18 protein-coding genes are annotated in these 18,175 nt (G+C 60.5%); 4 read left to right on the plus strand and 14 right to left on the minus strand.

What is annotated here, in order from left to right; translation table 11 throughout:
- Positions 1–26: 26 nt before the first annotated feature.
- The 9 genes from RS75_RS00580 to RS75_RS00620 are packed head-to-tail and all read right to left on the minus strand — an operon-like array spanning position 27 to position 10,194.
- On the minus strand, positions 27–824 hold the full coding sequence (locus tag RS75_RS00580) for an NAD-dependent epimerase/dehydratase family protein (RefSeq protein WP_045016339.1): 798 nt from the start codon (positions 822–824) through the stop codon (positions 27–29).
- A 16-nt stretch (positions 825–840) separates the two neighbouring features.
- Entirely contained in the window at positions 841–2,565 is a 1,725-nt protein-coding gene (araD, locus tag RS75_RS00585) for an L-arabinonate dehydratase (protein WP_045016341.1), read from the minus strand.
- Between the two features lie 39 nt (positions 2,566–2,604).
- Positions 2,605–3,684 carry an ABC transporter ATP-binding protein gene (locus tag RS75_RS00590; protein WP_045016343.1) on the minus strand — a complete coding sequence of 360 codons (1,080 nt, stop codon included), beginning with the start codon at positions 3,682–3,684 and terminating at the stop codon, positions 2,605–2,607.
- Between the two features lie 23 nt (positions 3,685–3,707).
- Entirely contained in the window at positions 3,708–4,751 is a 1,044-nt protein-coding gene (locus tag RS75_RS00595; protein WP_045016345.1) for a carbohydrate ABC transporter permease, read from the minus strand.
- On the minus strand, positions 4,744–5,712 hold the full coding sequence (locus RS75_RS00600) for a carbohydrate ABC transporter permease (RefSeq protein ID WP_045016347.1): 969 nt from the start codon (positions 5,710–5,712) through the stop codon (positions 4,744–4,746). The genes RS75_RS00595 and RS75_RS00600 overlap by 8 nt, the downstream gene beginning before the upstream one ends.
- A gap of 59 nt (positions 5,713–5,771) precedes the next feature.
- Positions 5,772–7,040 (minus strand): ABC transporter substrate-binding protein, encoded by a 1,269-nt coding sequence (locus RS75_RS00605; RefSeq protein ID WP_045016349.1) that lies wholly within the window; start codon positions 7,038–7,040, stop codon positions 5,772–5,774.
- Positions 7,041–7,062: 22 nt separating this feature from the next.
- Positions 7,063–8,136 carry a Gfo/Idh/MocA family protein gene (locus tag RS75_RS00610; protein WP_045016351.1) on the minus strand — a complete coding sequence of 358 codons (1,074 nt, stop codon included), beginning with the start codon at positions 8,134–8,136 and terminating at the stop codon, positions 7,063–7,065.
- Entirely contained in the window at positions 8,133–9,149 is a 1,017-nt protein-coding gene (locus RS75_RS00615; RefSeq protein ID WP_045016353.1) for a Gfo/Idh/MocA family protein, read from the minus strand. The genes RS75_RS00610 and RS75_RS00615 overlap by 4 nt, the downstream gene beginning before the upstream one ends.
- Positions 9,142–10,194, minus strand: a complete 1,053-nt coding sequence (locus tag RS75_RS00620) for a Gfo/Idh/MocA family protein (RefSeq protein ID WP_045016355.1) — start codon at positions 10,192–10,194, stop codon at positions 9,142–9,144. Before RS75_RS00620 ends, RS75_RS00615 begins: the two co-directional genes overlap by 8 nt.
- A gap of 106 nt (positions 10,195–10,300) precedes the next feature.
- Here RS75_RS00620 and RS75_RS00625 point away from each other — a divergent pair, with 106 nt between their 5' ends.
- On the plus strand, positions 10,301–11,014 hold the full coding sequence (locus RS75_RS00625; protein WP_045016356.1) for a GntR family transcriptional regulator: 714 nt from the start codon (positions 10,301–10,303) through the stop codon (positions 11,012–11,014).
- A 37-nt stretch (positions 11,015–11,051) separates the two neighbouring features.
- The gene (locus RS75_RS00630) at positions 11,052–11,975 is read left to right on the plus strand and encodes an SMP-30/gluconolactonase/LRE family protein (protein WP_045016358.1); all 924 of its coding nucleotides are present in this window, start codon (positions 11,052–11,054) and stop codon (positions 11,973–11,975) included.
- Positions 11,976–12,044: 69 nt separating this feature from the next.
- Here RS75_RS00630 and RS75_RS00635 read toward each other — a convergent pair whose 3' ends face one another.
- Genes RS75_RS00635 through RS75_RS00645 form a run of 3 tightly spaced genes read right to left on the minus strand, consistent with a single transcriptional unit; the run spans position 12,045 to position 14,194 of the window.
- Entirely contained in the window at positions 12,045–12,641 is a 597-nt protein-coding gene (locus RS75_RS00635; RefSeq protein ID WP_045016360.1) for an NUDIX domain-containing protein, read from the minus strand.
- Between the two features lie 27 nt (positions 12,642–12,668).
- The gene (locus tag RS75_RS00640; RefSeq protein ID WP_045016362.1) at positions 12,669–13,514 is read right to left on the minus strand and encodes a PhzF family phenazine biosynthesis protein; all 846 of its coding nucleotides are present in this window, start codon (positions 13,512–13,514) and stop codon (positions 12,669–12,671) included.
- Positions 13,515–13,564: 50 nt separating this feature from the next.
- Positions 13,565–14,194, minus strand: a complete 630-nt coding sequence (locus tag RS75_RS00645; RefSeq protein WP_045016364.1) for a LysE family translocator — start codon at positions 14,192–14,194, stop codon at positions 13,565–13,567.
- Positions 14,195–14,346: 152 nt separating this feature from the next.
- Here RS75_RS00645 and RS75_RS00650 point away from each other — a divergent pair, with 152 nt between their 5' ends.
- Together RS75_RS00650 and RS75_RS00655 are read left to right on the plus strand one after the other, a co-directional pair.
- Entirely contained in the window at positions 14,347–15,672 is a 1,326-nt protein-coding gene (locus tag RS75_RS00650) for an aminotransferase-like domain-containing protein (protein ID WP_324607180.1), read from the plus strand.
- Between the two features lie 57 nt (positions 15,673–15,729).
- Positions 15,730–16,338, plus strand: coding sequence for a nucleotidyltransferase domain-containing protein (locus tag RS75_RS00655; protein WP_045016368.1), 609 nt, complete (start codon positions 15,730–15,732; stop codon positions 16,336–16,338).
- 46 nt (positions 16,339–16,384) lie between these two features.
- On the opposite strand, the gene RS75_RS00660 is transcribed toward RS75_RS00655, so the two are convergent.
- Together RS75_RS00660 and RS75_RS00665 are read right to left on the minus strand one after the other, a co-directional pair.
- Positions 16,385–17,167, minus strand: a complete 783-nt coding sequence (locus RS75_RS00660; protein WP_045016370.1) for a pyrroline-5-carboxylate reductase — start codon at positions 17,165–17,167, stop codon at positions 16,385–16,387.
- A 115-nt stretch (positions 17,168–17,282) separates the two neighbouring features.
- The gene (locus tag RS75_RS00665) at positions 17,283–18,137 is read right to left on the minus strand and encodes a LysR family transcriptional regulator (RefSeq protein WP_045016372.1); all 855 of its coding nucleotides are present in this window, start codon (positions 18,135–18,137) and stop codon (positions 17,283–17,285) included.
- Positions 18,138–18,175: the final 38 nt, after the last annotated feature.

Raw genomic sequence — 18,175 nt, forward strand, 5'->3', positions numbered from 1 at the left:
CCTCGAATGACGTAAGTGTCTGCACATCAGTTTTTGTGGATCGGCTCGTCTATGAAAACGCCGCCCTGGTATTTCGCGATTGCGGCATCGGGGCCGGGGCGTGGAACGTCACGTTCGATATCGCCCCGGAAGCTTGCGGCGTTGTCGCGCGGCCGCCAGCCGAGAAAATCGACATGGGAATTATCCCACCAGCTATCGTCATTGGCGGAAACGCCCCAGATGACCGGGCAACCGAGTTTTGGCGCGCGAAACAGGGCTTCCACCAGGGACACCAGATCGTCGTGGCTGAGCCAGGTGGACAACATGCGCCAGTTGCTGGGCTTCTCCTCGCAGGAGCCGATGCGCACGATGGCCGTCTCCTGTCCGAACTTGGAATGGTAGAGGCTCGCCATCGCCTCGCCGAAAATCTTTGAAACGCCGTAGAGGCCATCCGGCAGAAACGGCGTTTGCGGCGATAGCTGCTCACCCTGCGGATAATATCCGATCGTGTGGTTGCTGGAGGCGAACAGGATGCGCGGCAAGCCGTTGAGCCTTGCTGCCTCGTAAAGATTATAGACACCGCGCAGATTGGCGGCCTCGATGGGATCGTAAGCTTTTTCGACGGAGATGCCGCCGAGATGGACGATGCCGTCGCAATCCTTCACCAGCGCATGGACAGCGGCCTCGTCTTCCAGCGGGCAGCGGATGATCTCTTCATTCGCGGCCGCTGCGCCCATATCAACGACATCCGAAAGACGGATGACTTCGGCAAGGTGGCCGAGCCTGCCGCGCAACATGTTGCCCAGCTTGCCGCCGGCGCCCGTTATCAGCAAACGTTTCATCATTTTGTGCGCTCTCGTATCAGAATATGTCCGGTTCGCCGGCGGTGCGGCCGAAATCGGTCTGCAGAAAATCGAAATCGCATCCGGCATCCGCCTGGGTAACGTGTTTCGAGAAGATGTAGCCGTAACCGCGTTCGTAACGTGGCGGCGGCGCCTGCCATGCGGCCCGGCGGTGTGCGATTTCCTCTTCGCTGACCAGCATGTCGAGACGACGTTGCGGCAGATCGAGCCGCACGATATCGCCGGTCTTCAGGAGCGCGAGCGGCCCGCCGACAAAGCTTTCCGGCGCAACATGAAGAACGCAGGCGCCGTAAGAGGTGCCGGACATGCGGGCATCGGAGATGCGGACCATGTCGCGATGGCCCTTCTTGATCAGCGCCTTGGGGATGGGCAGCATGCCCCATTCGGGGAAGCCTGGGCCACCCAGCGGACCGGCATTGCGCAGAACCAGAACATGATCGGGCGTCACATCCAGATTTTCATCGTCGATTGCCGCCTTCATCTCGGGATAGCTGTCGAAGACCAGCGCCGGGCCTTCATGGACATGGAGTTTCGGGTCGCAGGCGGCGGGTTTGATGACCGCGCCATCCGGGCAGAGATTGCCGCGCAGGACGGCAAGCGATCCCTCCGCGTAAACGGGATTGTCCAGCGAACGGATGACGTCGTCATTATAGACCCGCGCGCCTTCGAGATTTTCTCCCATGCTGCGGCCGGTGACGGTGAGCACGGAACAGTCCAGCCGGCTTTCGATCTGCTTCATCAGTGCCCGCAGGCCGCCCGCATAATAAAAATCCTCCATCAGATAATCTTTGCCGGAGGGGCGAACATTGGCGATGAGCGGCGTGACGCGGCCGAGTTCGTCCAGTTCGTCGAGCGTCAGCGGCACGCCGGCACGGCGGGCCATGGCGATCAGATGCACGACGGCATTGGTGGAGCAGCCGGTCGCCATGGCGACGATGGCGGCATTGCGCACGGCGGGGGCGGTGAGAATGCGATCCGGCGTCAGGTCTTCCGCCACCATTTCCACGATGCGCCGGCCGCAGGCGGCCGACATGCGCTGGTGTTCGGCATCCACCGCCGGAATGGAGGAAGCGCCCGGCAAGGTGAGGCCGAGCGCATCCGTGATCGCCGTCATGGTCGATGCGGTGCCCATGGTCATGCAAACACCGGCGGAGCGGGCAATGCCGCCCTGCACGCCGCGCCATTCCTCATCGCTGACATTGCCAGCGCGGCGCTCGTCCCAGTATTTCCAGGCGTCCGAGCCGGAGCCCAGCACCTTGCCGGCATAGTTGCCGCGCAGCATCGGGCCGGCCGGCAGATAGATCATCGGCACGCCGGCCGAGATCGCTCCCATGACGAGGCCGGGCGTCGTCTTGTCGCAACCACCCATCAGCACCACGCCGTCAAGCGGATGAGAACGGATCATTTCCTCCGCCTCCATCGCCAGCATGTTGCGGTAAAGCATCGAGGTCGGCTTGGTGAAACTCTCATCGACTGAAAGCGACGGCATCTCGACCGGGAAGCCGCCCGCCTGAAGGACGCCACGTTTCACATCCTTCACGCGTTCGGGAAAATGCGAGTGACAGGTATTCAGCTCCGACCAGGTGTTGAGAATGCCGATGACGGGCTTGCCGCCAAAATCCTCCTCCGAATAGCCCAGCTGCATCATGCGCGAGCGGTGGCCGAAACTGCGCAGATCGTCGGGCGCGAACCAGCGGGCGGAACGGAGTTTTTTGTCGGTCATGTCAATGGTCCTGCTTTCGGGGCGCGTGGCGACGGAGGCTTAGTCCTGCTTCAGCGTCAGCCCGCTTTTCGTATCGAAGAGATGGATGTGTTGCAGCGGCGCCGACATACGGATGACTTCGCCGGCCGATGTCGAGGTCTGCCCCGAAAGATGCAGCGTCACATGGCTGCCGTCACCAAGGCTTCCATAGAGATAGGATTCCCCGCCAAGCTGCTCTGCCGTGCGCACGGACATGGTCAACGCGCCATCAGGTGTGGGTTGCACATGGTTGGGGCGGACGCCGAGTGTGACCTTCTGGCCGGTCGCGTAGGAAAAACCGCTCTGCGGCAGCGGGATCAATTCGCCGGTCGCGATTTTAAGGGACGGCTCACCGTCCGTTACTACTTCGCCGGCGAAGAAGTTCATCTTCGGCGAACCGATGAAGCCCGCAACGAAGAGGTTTGCCGGGCGATTATAGAGATCGAGAGGAACGCCGAACTGCTCGAGCTTTCCCGCGCGCAGCACAGCGATCTTGTCGGCCATGGTCATGGCCTCGACCTGATCGTGGGTCACGTAGATCATGGTGTTGCCGAGGCGGCGATGCAGGCTCGAAATTTCGCCACGCATATCCACGCGCAGTTCCGCATCGAGGTTCGACAGTGGTTCGTCAAACAGGAAAACTCGCGGTTCGCGCACGACGGCGCGACCGATCGCGACGCGCTGGCGCTGGCCGCCCGACAGATCCTTCGGCCGCCGTTCGAGCAGCTGGTCGATCTGCAGCATCTTGGCCACCTGCGAAACCTTCTCGACGATGTCTTTTTTCGGCGTTCCGATGTTTTCGAGGCCGAAGGACAGGTTTTCCCGAACCGTCATATGAGGGTAGAGCGCATAGGACTGGAACACCATCGCAAGCCCACGATCGGCGGCTGGAACCGCATTCACCACGTCGCCGCCGATGACGATATCGCCGCCGGTCAGCTCCTCAAGACCGGAGATCATGCGCAGCAGTGTCGATTTTCCGCAACCGGAAGGGCCGACGAAAACACAGAACTCGCCGTGCTTGATGTCGAGGTCGATACCCTTGATGACGTCGAGGGCGCCATATGTTTTTTTGACCTGACGAAGCTCTATACTTGCCATTGTCTTATTCCCTCCCTTGAGGATTATTTACCGCCGGTGGATGCGATGCCGGTGGCGATGTATTTTTGCAGGAACATGAAGACCAGTGCGATGGGCAAAAGCGTCAGCACCGTCATGGCCAGCAGGTTGCTCCATTCCGTCGCCATTTCTCCCTGGAAGGAGTTGAGCGCCAGTTGCAGCGTGAAATTGTCGTTGCGCGTCAGCACGATCAGCGGCCACAGGAAGTCGTTCCAGCGCCACATGACGGCGAGAATGGCCAGCACCGCCAGCGCCGGCGCCGAAAGCGGCAGGATGATGCGCCAGTAGATTTTCCATTCGCTGGCCTTGTCCATGCGCGCCGCATCGAGGATTTCATCCGGAATGGTCAGCATGTACTGGCGCAGCAGGAATACCCCTGTTGGTGTGGCCGCTCCTGGAATGATAACGCCCCACAGGCTGTTGATCATGCCGAGCTGGCTGGTGATGAGAAAAAGCGGCACGAGCACGACGGTCTGCGGGATCATCAACGTTCCAACGACAAGCGCCAGGACCACGCCTCTGCCCTTGAAACTGTATTTCGACAGCGCGAAGGCTGCCATGGAGTTGACGATCAGCATGATGACGGTCGACGTCACGGTGATGAAGGTCGAGTTCCAGAAATAGAGCGGAAAGTTGAAGCGCTGGAAGAGTTCGGTGTAGTTCTCCGTCGCCAGCGCCACCTTCTCGGCAGGACGCAACTCGTTGAACGCCATCTTCATGACTTCGCCGGGCTTTGCCGGATCCACCACCTGGGCGATGAGCCCGACGCGCCTGATCATGCCGAGCTTGCGGCCTTCCTTATCGACGAAGGCCGGCAAAGGTGCTGCTTGACCGTCGATGACGACCGTTTCCTGTGCGTAGGGAAGCAGACGTGGCGGAAACCGCTGAAGATCGGCTTCCGTCTTGAAGGACGACAGGACGAGCCAGACGACGGGGCCGAACATCATCAGAACGGCAACGCCGAGATAGGCGTAAGACAGCCAGTCGGTCCAGTGCAGTTTGCCGTTTCTGCCGCGCGTGCGGGTTAGAAATGCGCCAATCCTAGCCATCGACTTTGCTCCTGTTGGCCCGGAATTGCAGGGCGGTCAACACCACGAGAACGACGGCGAGCAGCAGCGAAGCGGCCGCGGCCAGTCCGAAATTGCGCGGCGTTCCGGCAAAACCAGTCTGATAGATGAATTGAATGATGAAGGTGGTCGCCGAACCCGGACCGCCGCCGGTAAATGCAAAGACCTCGTCGAAGGTCTGCACGCCCTTGATGAGGGACAGGACAAGAACCACGAGCATGGTTGGGGCGAGAAGCGGCATCGTGATCCGGCGGAAAATCCGCCACGGGCTTGCCTTGTCCAGCTGCGCCGCCTCATAGACATCGCGCGGAATGGCCTGAAGGCCGGCGAGAAGAATGAGCGTATAAAAGCCCATATGCGCCCAGACGGACAGGAATACCGACCAGCCGAAGGCAAGGTTGGCCTCCAGCAGCCAGTCCACCGAACCGATGCCGAGGGAATCGAGCGCAGCGTTCAGGACGCCGAAACGCTGAAGTATCCACTTCCATATCAGCGCCACGACCACCGGTGAAAGCAGCACAGGGAAGAAGAAGACGGCGCGGAAGAAACCGCGTGCCCTGATGTCACGGTTGAGCACGACCGCCGTAATCAGCGAGAAGCCCACCATGAACCCGACCTGCAACACGACGAAGAAAAGCGTGTTCCAGACGGCGCGCCAGAAAAGATCGCGCTGACAGGAATTGGGATCGAAATAGTTCTGGCACAAGAGAAGGACCGAGAAGTTTTCGCCGCCCACGGATGGACGCTCCGACAGCAGGATATGTTCGCTGCCGGTCACTGAATAAGCCATGTTGAGAATGATCGGCAAAAAAGCGAAGACCGCAAACAACAGGAGATTGGGTGTCAGGAACACCCAGGCGATGCGCCGATGCCCAAGCATTTTCTGCAAGAAGGCGAAAGGCAGCTCGATGATGCCCATGACGGGCGCGAGAAGTCTGTACATTGATGGGTCCTCCTTCGATCCGGCGCGGCGCGGCAAGGGCCGCGCCGGAAGGCGATGGATCACTTCGCCTGTTTCAACGCTTCCTCAAGATCGGTCTTCGCACGCGTCATCGCGTCGTCAACCGAGCTTTCGCCAACAATCGCCTGCGTGACGCGCTGGACGGAGATATTGAACATCGCACGGTTGTTCTTGTAGCCCTGATAGGCGTAGGCGATGGGGCTGATGCCGGGGACCTGATCCAGCCATGCATTCATGGCCTTCTGTGTCGCTGGTGTCGCGCCGGTGTAGGCGATAGCCTTGGCACCGACGGCCTTCTGAGCCGGGACGTTGCGGGTACGGACGGTGAAATCGAGGTAATTTTCGTCCTGTGCGAGGAAGTTCAGAATATCCGCGACGATCTTCGGGTTCTTGGTCTGTTTGAAGCCCACGATGCCCGTTCCGCCCGGCATGCCTGTGCAGGCGGCCGGTCCGCATGGCTGCGACACGACTTCCCAATCGAAAGCATCGCCGACCTGGCTGTCGAAACGCGCCGTCTGCCAGCTGCCGGAATAATAATAGACGAGCTGACCGTTGATGAATTCCTGCGCCGCGTCGCGGTAGGTGTTACCGCCCTGGCCGGCCCAGACGTCACGCGCCATGGTGCCGTCCTTGTTCCACTCGACGAATTTCTTCACGAAGGTGGTGAAGCCCTCATCGACGAGGATCGGCTTGCCGTCGGCGTCGAAAAGTTTAGCACCGTAGGAAATAGCCGGACCGGCGATACGGTGGCCGGAGCGATCGATCGCCATGGGATACGGCGAACCGGTGGCTTTCGCCACTTCGTTTGCGGCCTTCGCCCAGTCGTCAAAGGTCGCATCCTTGCCGGGAACGGCGACTTTCGCCTGATCGAACAGGGTGCGGTTGATGAAGGCGCCGGTGATGGTAAGCTGCGTCTGCATACCATAGATGCCCTTGTCGTCGGGGCCGCTGCGATACCATTTCAGCACATCGCCGAAATTATCCTGCCAGTATTTCGCGTCCATATAGGGCGTCAGATCGAGATAATAGCGGTTGAGGCCGCCAAGATCGGTGACTGTTGCGAAATCCGGGCCGCTGCCGCCGGCCAGCTGCACCGGCAGGCCTTCGAGAAGCGCCTTGTAAGGCACCACATCCGTGACGATCTTGACGTCAGGATGCTGTTTTTCGTAACGCGCAAGAATGTCCTTCAGGACCTCGCAGCCGTTGCCGTCATAGGCACAGGTGAAACGAACTTCCTGTGCCTCAGCGGCGCCGGCAAAAGATGCCGTCCCCAGGGCCAAGGCAAACGCCAGGCTGTATTTTCTGCTCATCTGGTTTCCTCCCATTAGATGATTATGCCGTTGCGGACGCGCGCGGAGCCCAACCCTTGAACCGTTCATTTTCAGCGGTAAGCGGCAGGCGAACGACCGTGCCCTCCTGTACCGATGTGTAGATGGCGGTTACGAGTTCGATGGACTGCAAGCCGTCCGTAATCGTCACTTCCTTGCCCTCGCGACCCTCCATCGCATCGGCAATCGCCTCGACGAAACCGGTAAAGCCGTTTTCGCCATCTTCCACCGTTGCGAGAACGGCGTCGATCTGGTCCTGCGTGGTCGGTGCACGCGCGGTGAAGTGCCATTTGTCTTCCGCCGGACGATAAGGCAGCGTTCCGCTTTCGGCCGTGAAGCCTTCGAAGCAGAACCGCAGACGGGACGTGTCGTCGGCAGCACCAAGCGTGACCGAGGAGGTGGCGAGCGCGCCGCTCTTCATGCGGAAGCTGATGGCGGCGCAGTCTTCAGTTTCGATCTTGTTCACCCGTGTATCAGCCATGGCGAAGACCTGTTCCACCGGGCCGAGGACATGGCAGAGAAGGTCGTGGGCATGAATGGCGTGACCGAGGATCGCGCCGCCGCACTCACCCTTCCAGGTGCCGCGCCATGGAATATCGTAGTAGCTTGCGCCACGGTTCCAGTGCACTTCCGAGCTTGCCACATAGGCCTTGCCGGCAAGTCCGGCGTCGATGAGGGCACGCAGCTGCCGCAAGGCGTGGCCAAAACGGTACTGGAAAACCGGGAAAACCCGTCTTCCGGTCTTCTGGACGGATTCCAGCAGTGCGCTTGCCTCTTCCAGCGAGCGCACCAGCGGCTTTTCGCAGACGACGTCCTTGCCGGCCGCGTGCGCTTTCAGCGTCACCGGGAAATGCAGATGCGGCGGCAGGCAGATGTCGATGAGCGAAATGCTGTCATCGGCCAGAACTTCGTCGAGGTCCGTCGTCAGATGAATGGACGACCCTTCGCCCGCAACCGAGCGGGCGCGTTCCAGATCCAGATCGCAGATGGCCTTGACGGTGAAACGTTCCGGCAGCGCCAGATAACCGCTCAGATGTTGCGCGCCGATGCCGGCGCCGATAATGGCAACGCCGATCATCTTGCCGTTCCTTCGGCTTTGGCCTGCGCCTGAAGCGAGAGGTCGCACACCTTGAAGACGTGTTCCTGCGTCATGGCCGTTTCAGTGCGGTTGCGGATATCGTCGCACACGCGGGCAAAGTAAGGCAGGCCGGCGTCGGAGGCGTCGATATATTCGCAACGGTCGCCGTTCACGAGAATCAGCCGGTCGGTGCCTTCGGTATTGCCGACATCGACGTATTTGCGCAGTTCGATATAACCTTCGGTTCCGAGAATCGTCAGACGGCCATCGCCCCATGTCGGCAGCGCATCCGGCGTGTACCAGTCAACGCGAATGTAGCCATGGCCGCGGTCGCCACGCAACAGCACTTCGCCGAAGTCCTGAAGACCCGGATCCTTGGGATTGGCGTAATTTGCAACGGTGGCCGAAACGATTTCAACTTCGGTCGAACCCGTGAAGAACATGAACTGGTCGATCTGGTGGCTGGCGATATCGGTCAGAATGCCGCCGTAAGCCTCGCGTTCGAAGAACCATTTCGGGCGGATCTGCCTGTTAAGGCGGTGCGGCCCCACGCCGACCGTCTGAATGACGCGGCCGATAGCGCCCTGCGCAACCAGCTCGGCTGCCTTGGTGACGCTCGGCACTTCGAAGCGCTCCGAGAAATCGACAGTCCAGATTCTTCCGGTCTTGGCGACGGTCTGGCGAAGGCGATCCAGTTGGTCGAAAGTGGTGCAGCCAGGCTTATCGGACATCACGTCCTTGCCGGCTTCCATGGCGGCGATGGCAAGATCGGCGCGCTTGGAGGGAATGTCGGCAATGACGACGAGATCTATGCTCTGGTCAGCCAGCAAATCTTCCTTGGAAGCGGCGCGCGGCACATCAGGGAAGCGCTTTACGAAGCCTTCGACCACGTCCGGCTCGCCTTCCGTCCACCAGCCCGCAAATTGCGCGCCGGCATCGAGCAAGTTCTGCGCCATGCCGAAAATATGCCTGTGCTCTATGCCGAGAGCCACGAACTTGATTGGTTTACTCATCCTGCAGTTCCACTTCTTTGCCGGTTTCGGCCGAGTTTATGATCGCGTCGATCAGTCTGTGAGACAAAAGGGCTGCCTCACCGGTGACGACCGGCGGGCGACCTGAGGAGATGGCGTCCACGAAATCCTCGAAGACGCCCTGATGCCACTCATGCGTGAATGCCATGGGATCCGCACCGCCGCCGGTGCCGGATGCCGCGCCGCCAAACGTTTCCTGGCGGCCGTCGCGCCAGTCGACATGCAGCAGGCCGGATGCGAGCCGCAGGCTGGCATTATCGAAATGCAGAAGAATGGATTCGGGCGCACCGGGAAAACTTGCGGTGCTGGCGACCAGCGAACCGACCGCGCCGTTCCTGAAACGCAGGCCGGCGGAAACGTAGTCTTCCGTTTCCATCCTGTGGAACCGCGTGGTTGCTGCCATTGCCTGCACGCGGGCAACGCCGCCTGCAAGGCTGAGTGCGAGGTCTATCGTATGGATGGCCTGCGATATCAGAACGCCGCCGCCATCGCGCGCCAGCGTTCCGCGTCCCGGCTCGTCGTAATAGGCCTGGGCGCGCCACCACGGCACGGAAATCTCGCAGACGCCGAGCGCACCGAGCGCGCCGGTATCGACGAGTTCGCGCGCTTTTTGCGATGCAGCCCGCATGCGGTGCTGGAAAATGATGCCGAGCGTGATGCCCGCGCTTCGACAAAGCGCAACCAGATCACCCGCTTCCCGCGTGTTGCGGGCGACCGGCTTCTCCAGAAGAATATGTTTGCCGGCTCTTGCAAGCGGCCCGACGATATCCGCACGCGCATTGGGCGGCGTCGCGATGATGGCGAAATCGACATCGGTGTCAGCCGCAGCTTCTTCCACCGTCGAATAAACGACGACATCATGACCGGTATGTCTGGAAGCTTCGGCAGCCAGCGCTTTCGCGCGGCCGGAACCACCGTCGACGATACCTTTCAAACGAATTTTTTCAGGGCTTGCCGCACAGGCGAGCACATGCGTCTTCGCCACCATTCCGGCACCAACGATGACGCAGGTCTTGATATTTTGCATTCGGGAGCCTCCTTCCCATGGCCATTCAATTGCATACCGGTATGCCGGTTGTCAACACACCAGTGTTCCGGTATACCGGTTGTAACGAAAGACGTTTGGAGAGCGCATGCCAAAAATCCCGACGACAGGCGGTACGGTGCCGACGATGGAAAGACTGGACTTCAACCGCCCGGTTGTGGACCAGATTTATTCCGCGCTGAAATCTGCCATCCTTTCGCGGGAGCTTTTTCCGGGCCAGGCCGTGTCGGAAAACGAGATCGGCCAGTCGTTCAATTCCAGCCGCACCCCGGTGCGCGAGGCCTTGAGCCGGCTGCGTGACGACGGGCTGATCGTTACCCTGCCTAGCCGTGGGACTTATGTTTCCAAACTCTCGGAAAAACATATCCGCAGCGCCCAGTTCATTCGTGAGGCGCTTGAGGTCGCAGCGGCCCGCAGGCTCTGCCAGTCCGGCATTTCGGCCGAGGCGGACCAGGAAATCCTGCATGCCCTGGACGGCCAGCGCGCGGCGATAGAGCTTCGCGACAAAAAGGCTTTCCGCGTGCATGACGACCAGTTTCACAGCGCCCTTGCCGCCGCGACCGGCCTCGAAAGGCTGGAGACCCTGTTGATCCGGGAAAAGGCGGGACTTGACCGTCTGCGGGCGCTTGCCATTACCGACGAAGCGCACATGGCCAGACTGCTGATGGAACATGAGGCCGTCTATAGTGCAATCAAGGCGCGTGAGGAGGAGAGTGCGGTGGAGTATTTGCGCCAGCATCTCCGGCGTGTCCTCGGCATTCTGTCGCAAATCTTCGAGGCACATCAGGAATATTTCGAATAACGCCACGCTGCGCAATTCAATGGTTCAGACGAGAGACATGAAAACAGCAAATTTCGACAACGTGCCTGCGATCGATCAGGCGAGATTATTGTGCGACGAAATCAGCATTCTCGCGGAAAGCCCGGTATGGGACGAAAGACGCCAGATCCTGTTCTGGTGCGACATTCTCGGCAGGAAGGTACGTTCCGCCGGTCTGGGCGGTGTTCAGTATCGTGAATGGGCGTTCCCGGAAACCGTATCCAGCCTCGGGCTCTGTCAGAGCGATGACCTGATCGTCGCATGCGGAATGAGCATACTCATCCTCACCCCGGAAAGCGGCGAGGTACGCACCCTTCATTCCATTCCCGCGCCAGATGGCATTGCCTGTCGACTGAATGACGGACGTGTCGGCCCGGATGGAGCTTTCTGGGTTGGTACCATGCACAATGTGCCCCTCCCGCAGATGCAGCCCCATGGAGAGCTTTGGCGCGTGACGAAGAACGCGGCCGAACGCGTCCAGACAGGACTGACATGTCCGAACGGTCTCGCCTTTTCGCAGGACGGTTCCGTCATGTGGCAAAGCGACTCCGTGCAGAAATGGATACGCAAGCGGAAATTCGACAAAACCAACGGCGTCTTCGACGAAGGCGTGCTGGTTGCACAAATGGAGGAAGAGACCGGAAGGCCCGATGGCGGTTGTCTGGATTCAAGCGGCCGATATTGGAGCGCCGGCGTCTCTGCCGGCGTCTTGAACATTTTCTCGCAAGACGGCAGCCGACAGATCGGGACAATAAAGATGCCGGTTCCGCATCCAACGATGCCCTGTTTTGGCGGACCTGATTTCGGCTCGCTTTTCGTAACGTCGCATCGTCACAATATGACGGAAGAGCGGCTGGGCCAGGTGCCTCTTTCGGGCGGCGTATGGGTCATCCCGTCGGATATCAAGGGTTTTCCCGCATTCCGCTTTGATGATGGCGCTTGAAACCCAGATCGTCCCGTTCATCCCCCAAGCCCGGCTGCAACCGGCATCCGTAATATCCGCAGGTCGGGATCAGCGTGTCCCGTGCTTTTCCTGCAAAAGCCGGATGGTGAGGTGCTGAAGCAGAATAATCGTCTTGGCGTCGCGAATATCGCCGCGGCCGATCATCTGCATTGCTTCAGGCAGGGCGATTTCGAGCACAGCTATGTCTTCCCCCTCGGCAGCGGAGCCACCACCTGCGCCCACTTTATGGTTCTCGGCAAATTCGCCATAGAAGAATGCCAGATATTCCGTGACCGATCCGGGGCTCATATAGATATCGAACAGATGCGTGAGTTCGGAAACCTCATAACCGGTTTCCTCCATCAGTTCCGCACGCATGCGCGTCGCCGGGTCAGCGCCCTCCAGCAGTCCTGCGGGTGTCTCGATCAGTGATTCCAGACCGCCGTTCAAAAGGACCGGCAACCGGAACTGGCGGGTCAGCAAAACATGGTCGTTTGCCGGATTATACAACAGGCATGTCGCTCCGTTGCCGCGGTCATATGCCTCCCGGGTCTGCCGTTGCCAGCTTCCGTCCCTCAGCTGGAGTTCATATTCATATTTGGTCAGCCGTCCCCAATCATCTGCCAATACGCGTTCGGAAATGGGCCGGTAAACACTGTTATCCATCAAGTCACCTCGTTTTCTTTTCGTCTTTTAAAGGCCGTGTAACCGGCCTTCAACATGCGTGTGCGTTTCGCCGCCAACCCATATCTGGCCGCTATCGTCGCGGGTCAGGTAAATGCGGCCGTCACGGCCAAGGCGCGTCCCTTGAGCGGCCACATAGTCTTCGGCGACCACACCGGTGGCAAACAACCACTGCGCCAGCGAGGCGTTCAGGCTTCCGGTGACGGGGTCTTCGGCGATGGCGCCCAGATGATCGCTGAAGAAGGCGCGCACCTCGAAGGCGGCCGCGCCGCCTTTCGCATGGGGCCCAACCACACCGACATCGATACGGCCGGGCCAGCTGCGGACCGGTTCGAGGGCAAGCACTTTCTCCGCCGATGCAAGCCTGATCCCCAGCCAACCCGGACCATTGTCGATCCAGGCGGCATCGACGATGTCGCGGACCTCGATCCCCAATAGCCGCCGAGCCTCGTCCAGCTCTTCCGGCGTCGGTGCACCGGAACGGATAAGCGGCGGTGCGGCAAAGGAAAGCCGCCCATGCGCGTGCCGGATCGTGACCAGACCGGCGCCGCATTCCTGCACGATACCCATTTCGTTCTTGGGTGTGCCGTCGGCGGAGAGCCAGGCATGGCAACTGCCCAGTGTGGGATGTCCGGCAAAGGGCATCTCCCTGTCCAGCGAGAATATCCTGACCCGATAGTCGGCCTGCGGACGCGTGGGGGGCAGCAAAAATGTGGTTTCGGAAAGGTTGAACCACCGCGTCAATCGTTGCATTTCATCCGTCGTCAGATTGTCGGCACCGGTGATGACCGCCAGCGGATTGCCGGAAAGCGGCCCGGAACCGAATACGTCGATCATATGGATAGCAAAGGTCATGACATCGCTCTTTCAGTTCGGATCAGTTGGTAGTGCGGAAGGCCGGGCCGTCAGTTCTGCCAGACAAGCAGTTTAAGTCCTGCAACGGCAAATACCGCAGAAAGCATGGATTCGATCCAGCGTCGCAATCTCGCATAGAGCACTATCATCGAGGCGGTGGAAAAGAGCAGGGCATAACTGCCGAAAACAATGACGCCGAGGAGGGCGCAGCCGCCGATGATTGCCGGCAGTATGACGGCGGACGCGTCCGCGCGAAACCCCAGCGACATGATCGCTATCCACGACATGATGGCCTTCGGGTTTCCGATATGCATGACAACGCCCTGCCGATAGAGCGTCCGATAGCGCGGCGTCGTGCGCCGGGCATTGGTTCCCGCAAAATCGGAGACCGGTTTCAGGGCCGACCTGCCGGCGCGAAAGGCGAGATAAAGCAGGTAGACGCCGCCGACGATCTTGATGACGAAAAGCGCCTCGGCATAGGTGGTGAGAACGGCGGACAGACCGGTCGCCGTCAGGATGGCCCAGAAGAGCGAGCCGGTCATGACGCCAGCCGCTAAAACAAGGGCTGGCAGGCGGCCGTCACGCATCGCCGTTGCCATGATTGCCATGTTGCTGGGCCCCGGACTGGCGGTGGCGATGAGATAGGTGCCGTAGACGAGGGCGAGCTGGCTGGCGATCATTCGGGTTTTCTCCGGAAATCGAAAGGCTTCTCTGCGCTGTTGCGGGAGCGCCAAGAGCGTCGTCATAACCTATGTTGCACTTTCTGTTTATTGAAATAGTGTATTGTGACACTTTTATTGAGGTTGCTATCGTGCTGCTGCAATCCCCCTGGATGCCTCGCCTTGCAAACATCGAGGCGAATGCCGCCGAACGGCTGGTGCTTGCGCTTGCCGACGACATTATCGAGGGGCGGCTGACGGCCGGTGCCCGCCTGCCCGCCCATCGCGATCTCGCGTGGAAACTGGGCGTGGGGCTCGGCACGGTGACGAGAGCCTATGCCGTTCTTGAACGGCGTGGCCTGACGCGCAGCGTCAAGGGCCGGGGAACATTCGTGGCACTGCGGGAAGCGCACAAAGACCGGCAGATCGATCTTTCGTCCAACGCGCCGCCGGCCACGCTCAACCCCCGCATTCTGGCGAAGACGCTGACCGGCATCGCGCGCAAGATCGATGCGGATCATTTCAATCTCTACGCGCCGCCCGCCGGACATGTGGAACACCGCCGCGTTGTGGCCCGCTGGCTCGAGACGCTGGGGCTGCCCGCCGATCCCTCGCATCTGGTGTTGACGAGCGGCGCCCGTCAGGCGCTGTCATTGGCATTCGATCTCGCTTGCGGCCCGCACGGTCTGCTGCTGACCGAACGGATCACCTATCCCGGCGCGCTCGCACTTCTCCGGCGCAAAGGGTGCCGGATGCAGGGTGTGGAGATCGATGCCGAGGGGATGGTGCCGGAGGCGCTTGCGGAAGCGCTCCGTGGCACCAAATCGCACGGCGGCAAGGCGGTTTATCTGACACCGACACTGCATAATCCGACAACCGCTACCATGGGTGCTGTGCGGCGGCAGGCCATTGTGGATATTTGTCGCCGGGCAGGTGTCTGGATCATCGAGGATGGTGTTTATGCGGCATCCGACGCCGGTTCGCGCCCGTTGGCGGCATTGGCTCCTGATATCTCGCTGCATGTGAACGGGTTGTCCAAGTCGCTCGGTCCTGGTCTGCAAATCGGCGTGCTTGCGCTGCCGGCTGGACTGAAGGACGCAGCGGAACAGCTTTTGCAGGATGTGCCGATGCCCCCTTCGGCGCTCTCCTGCGCAGTGGTCGAGGACTGGCTGACCACCGGCGTCATCTCGTCAATCCAGCGGGATCTGCGTCATGAGGCACGGCGGCGCTCAGGTCTTGCAGTTTCCCTTCTCGGCACCGGGGAGATTGTCTCGCATCCCGATGCATACAACGTTTGGTTACCGATGGAACGCGAAGCCGCCAATCGCTTCGTATCTATCGCTGCGGCGAGCGGTATAAGGCTGACCCCTCCAGGGTCCATGATGGTGGAGCCGGAAGATCAGATAAGCGGTATTCGTCTTTGCCTCGGCGGTCCGTCATTCGACGACTTGACCGGTGCGCTGACACTTCTGGCAGGGCTGCTGAGGCGAGCGGCCTGACACTACCGGGGCTAAAATCGCTACCACGGCACCCAGAGGAAAAGAGACATTATAACCATGAGTAATCGCCCGATCGTACCCGACGAGGATGCATGGGAACCTTGGAGCCCTGCCGAGCTATCCCGGCGACTGGACGGCGTAGCAAGACCGTGGTGCGTCGTTGGCGGCTGGGCTCTCGATCTCTGGCATGGAGGCAAGACACGCGAGCATGACGATCTCGAATTCACGGTCCTGCGTGAAGATCTGGGCATTTTCCGGCGCGAATTGAACGGTATGGAATTCTACACGGTCAATGACGGCGTGCTCGATCTGTTGAGCGCCGATCGGGAACCGGCGACGGAGATCTTCCAGATCTGGTGTTTCGACCGCGCCGCTGGCCGTTGGCGGGTCGATATGATGATCGAGCCGGGAACGAATGACAGCTGGGTCTATAAGAGGGATCCACAAGTTACACGGCCCCGCGCCGAAATGGTCGCATTGACCGCCGGCGGCATCCCTTACCTCAATCCCGCCGCCGTACTTTTGTTCAAGGCAAAGCACCGTCGGCTCAAGGACGAGGAAGACTTCGCAAATGCCGCACCGAAATTGCCAGCGCCTGAACGTCGATGGCTGCGGGATTGTCTTGATCGCTTACACCCAGGCCACGAATGGGCAAAGGTGCTGTAAACGCAGACACCTTTATAGGTCTCGAAACGCCACCTCAAATGGCCGACTATTGCGTGATCCGTTGCAATACGCGGCTTAATGCCTGCTTAAGTGCGCCCGAACCGCCGTTGCCATCGAAGTCCTGCAGGACCTGCTCGTTCAGGCCGCCCTTGGTGGCGAATTCGCGGCTGAGATCGGTGAAGTCGGTATTCTTGTCGGCAAGGAGCGCTACCTCCGAGAGCCCTGCGAAGAGGGGAGCGAGATAGGCGCGGCCCTTTTCTTCCGGAAGGCCGTTTTCGGAAAGCCACTCCGTCGTCTGCTGCATGATGCCGAAATAGGTGGCCATCAGGGCGCTGGCGGCGGCGAGAAGGTCATATTCCACCTTCGTCTCGCATTCCACCGCGTTGCCGAGCACGTTGAAAATCGCCGCCGTATCCGTATCGGACGGGTAGACCGCGGTGACGCCCTTGCGCCGGGCGACGAAAGGCAGCGGGATTGCCTGGGTGAGACGCACATCCGTGCCGATCCAGTCGAGAAGGGCCTGCCGGTCGGTTGCGGCAACGACGCTTATGACCTTTTGTCCGTCGCGGAACCGCAGGGGCCGGATGACTTCCTCGGCGATCTGAGGGCGGATCGCCAGAACCACGGTGTCGCAGCCATCGACGATCGCCTGATTGTCACCGGAAACGATCACCTGCGGAAAATCGGCGGCAAGCTTTGCCGAGATATCCGCACTGCGTTGGGATACCATCACATGCGGCACGGCGACAGGCTTGCTGAGCAGCCCCCGCACCATAGCGTCGGTGATCGCTCCAGTTCCGATAAAACCAATTTTTTGGGGAAGGGACATGAAGACTCCGTGGCGGTGAGGAGCGAAGGATACATGGGTCGTGCTTGCGCAGGAAGGCAATAAAAATAATCCTGAAGCTGCCGGGAACGGCCTGATCAGGTCTTTCGGTTGTCCTTCACGATCCCGGGCGATGCTCCCGGAACGCGGCGGCGAGCGTGCGCAACGCCTCGCGGGATCTGCCGTCGGTAAGGGTGGAGAACATGATGATCTCCGTGGGGGGTAATGGCGGCAGGCCGAAACGCTGGCTCACCTCGACCGTGCCGGGCGGTGCCAGCCGGCAGGAGAAGGCCGAAATGGCGAGTCCTGCCGAAACGGCTGCGGTTACCATCGATGATGTGCCACCAAGAAAGACTTCCGTCCACGCGATGGCGGCGGAATCCAGAGCGCGGGTGGCGATATCGCGCACGCCGCAGGCGGGCGAAAGTGCTGCCAGCCGCAAGGGCTCGCCCTGACGATGCTCGAATTGCGGGGTTGCGAACCAGCCGAAATGCTCCGGTCCGAGCACTTCGCCATCGCGCCTGTCATCTTCGCGCCGGATGATCGCGGCGTCTATTTCGCCGCGGTCGAAGGCGTCCAGCAAGACACGGGAATTGTCCATCCGCACTTCTATCGTCAGTCCCGGATCATGTGCGTTGAGCCGCGCCAGCAGGGTCGGAACTTCAGGTCCTGCAACATGGGCGGCAATGCCAAGGCCGAAGCGCCGGCGAGTAGAAGAAAGGCCGGTCATGGCGCGATCATGCGCGGCGAGGAATTCGCGCGCGGGGGCGAGAAACACGGCACCCTGGGCAGACAGCCGCACCGAACGGGGGGTCCGTTCGAGGAGCCGTTGGCCGAGCCGGTCTTCCAGCCGCTTGAGCTTGACGCTGATGGCGCCCTGTGTGGTTCCAAGCGTTTCGGCGGCGCGGGTGAAGCTCTGCAGATCGGCGATGGTAACGAAGGCTTGGACGGCATCCACATCCAGCGTGGTCATATCGATAATCCTGATTTGTTATCTCTGAAATATCCAAG

The sequence above is a fragment of the Rhizobium nepotum 39/7 genome (assembly GCF_000949865.1).
GTDB classification, from domain to species: Bacteria; Pseudomonadota; Alphaproteobacteria; order Rhizobiales; family Rhizobiaceae; genus Agrobacterium; species Agrobacterium nepotum.

What these genes read in the sequence shown, in the direction of transcription:
- RS75_RS00655 (WP_045016368.1), top strand. Translation starts at nt 15,730, where the DNA reads ATGAGTAATCGCCCGATCGTACCCGACGAGGATGCATGGGAACCTTGG.
- RS75_RS00590 (WP_045016343.1), bottom strand. Translation starts at nt 3,684, where the DNA reads ATGGCAAGTATAGAGCTTCGTCAGGTCAAAAAAACATATGGCGCCCTC.
- RS75_RS00605 (WP_045016349.1), bottom strand. Translation starts at nt 7,040, where the DNA reads ATGAGCAGAAAATACAGCCTGGCGTTTGCCTTGGCCCTGGGGACGGCA.
- RS75_RS00595 (WP_045016345.1), bottom strand. Translation starts at nt 4,751, where the DNA reads ATGGCTAGGATTGGCGCATTTCTAACCCGCACGCGCGGCAGAAACGGC.
- araD (WP_045016341.1), bottom strand. Translation starts at nt 2,565, where the DNA reads ATGACCGACAAAAAACTCCGTTCCGCCCGCTGGTTCGCGCCCGACGAT.
- RS75_RS00660 (WP_045016370.1), bottom strand. Translation starts at nt 17,167, where the DNA reads ATGTCCCTTCCCCAAAAAATTGGTTTTATCGGAACTGGAGCGATCACC.
- RS75_RS00645 (WP_045016364.1), bottom strand. Translation starts at nt 14,194, where the DNA reads ATGATCGCCAGCCAGCTCGCCCTCGTCTACGGCACCTATCTCATCGCC.
- RS75_RS00615 (WP_045016353.1), bottom strand. Translation starts at nt 9,149, where the DNA reads ATGAGTAAACCAATCAAGTTCGTGGCTCTCGGCATAGAGCACAGGCAT.
- RS75_RS00630 (WP_045016358.1), top strand. Translation starts at nt 11,052, where the DNA reads ATGAAAACAGCAAATTTCGACAACGTGCCTGCGATCGATCAGGCGAGA.
- RS75_RS00580 (WP_045016339.1), bottom strand. Translation starts at nt 824, where the DNA reads ATGATGAAACGTTTGCTGATAACGGGCGCCGGCGGCAAGCTGGGCAAC.
- RS75_RS00665 (WP_045016372.1), bottom strand. Translation starts at nt 18,137, where the DNA reads ATGACCACGCTGGATGTGGATGCCGTCCAAGCCTTCGTTACCATCGCC.
- RS75_RS00620 (WP_045016355.1), bottom strand. Translation starts at nt 10,194, where the DNA reads ATGCAAAATATCAAGACCTGCGTCATCGTTGGTGCCGGAATGGTGGCG.
- RS75_RS00635 (WP_045016360.1), bottom strand. Translation starts at nt 12,641, where the DNA reads ATGGATAACAGTGTTTACCGGCCCATTTCCGAACGCGTATTGGCAGAT.
- RS75_RS00600 (WP_045016347.1), bottom strand. Translation starts at nt 5,712, where the DNA reads ATGTACAGACTTCTCGCGCCCGTCATGGGCATCATCGAGCTGCCTTTC.
- RS75_RS00610 (WP_045016351.1), bottom strand. Translation starts at nt 8,136, where the DNA reads ATGATCGGCGTTGCCATTATCGGCGCCGGCATCGGCGCGCAACATCTG.
- RS75_RS00640 (WP_045016362.1), bottom strand. Translation starts at nt 13,514, where the DNA reads ATGACCTTTGCTATCCATATGATCGACGTATTCGGTTCCGGGCCGCTT.
- RS75_RS00650 (WP_324607180.1), top strand. Translation starts at nt 14,347, where the DNA reads ATGCCTCGCCTTGCAAACATCGAGGCGAATGCCGCCGAACGGCTGGTG.
- RS75_RS00625 (WP_045016356.1), top strand. Translation starts at nt 10,301, where the DNA reads ATGCCAAAAATCCCGACGACAGGCGGTACGGTGCCGACGATGGAAAGA.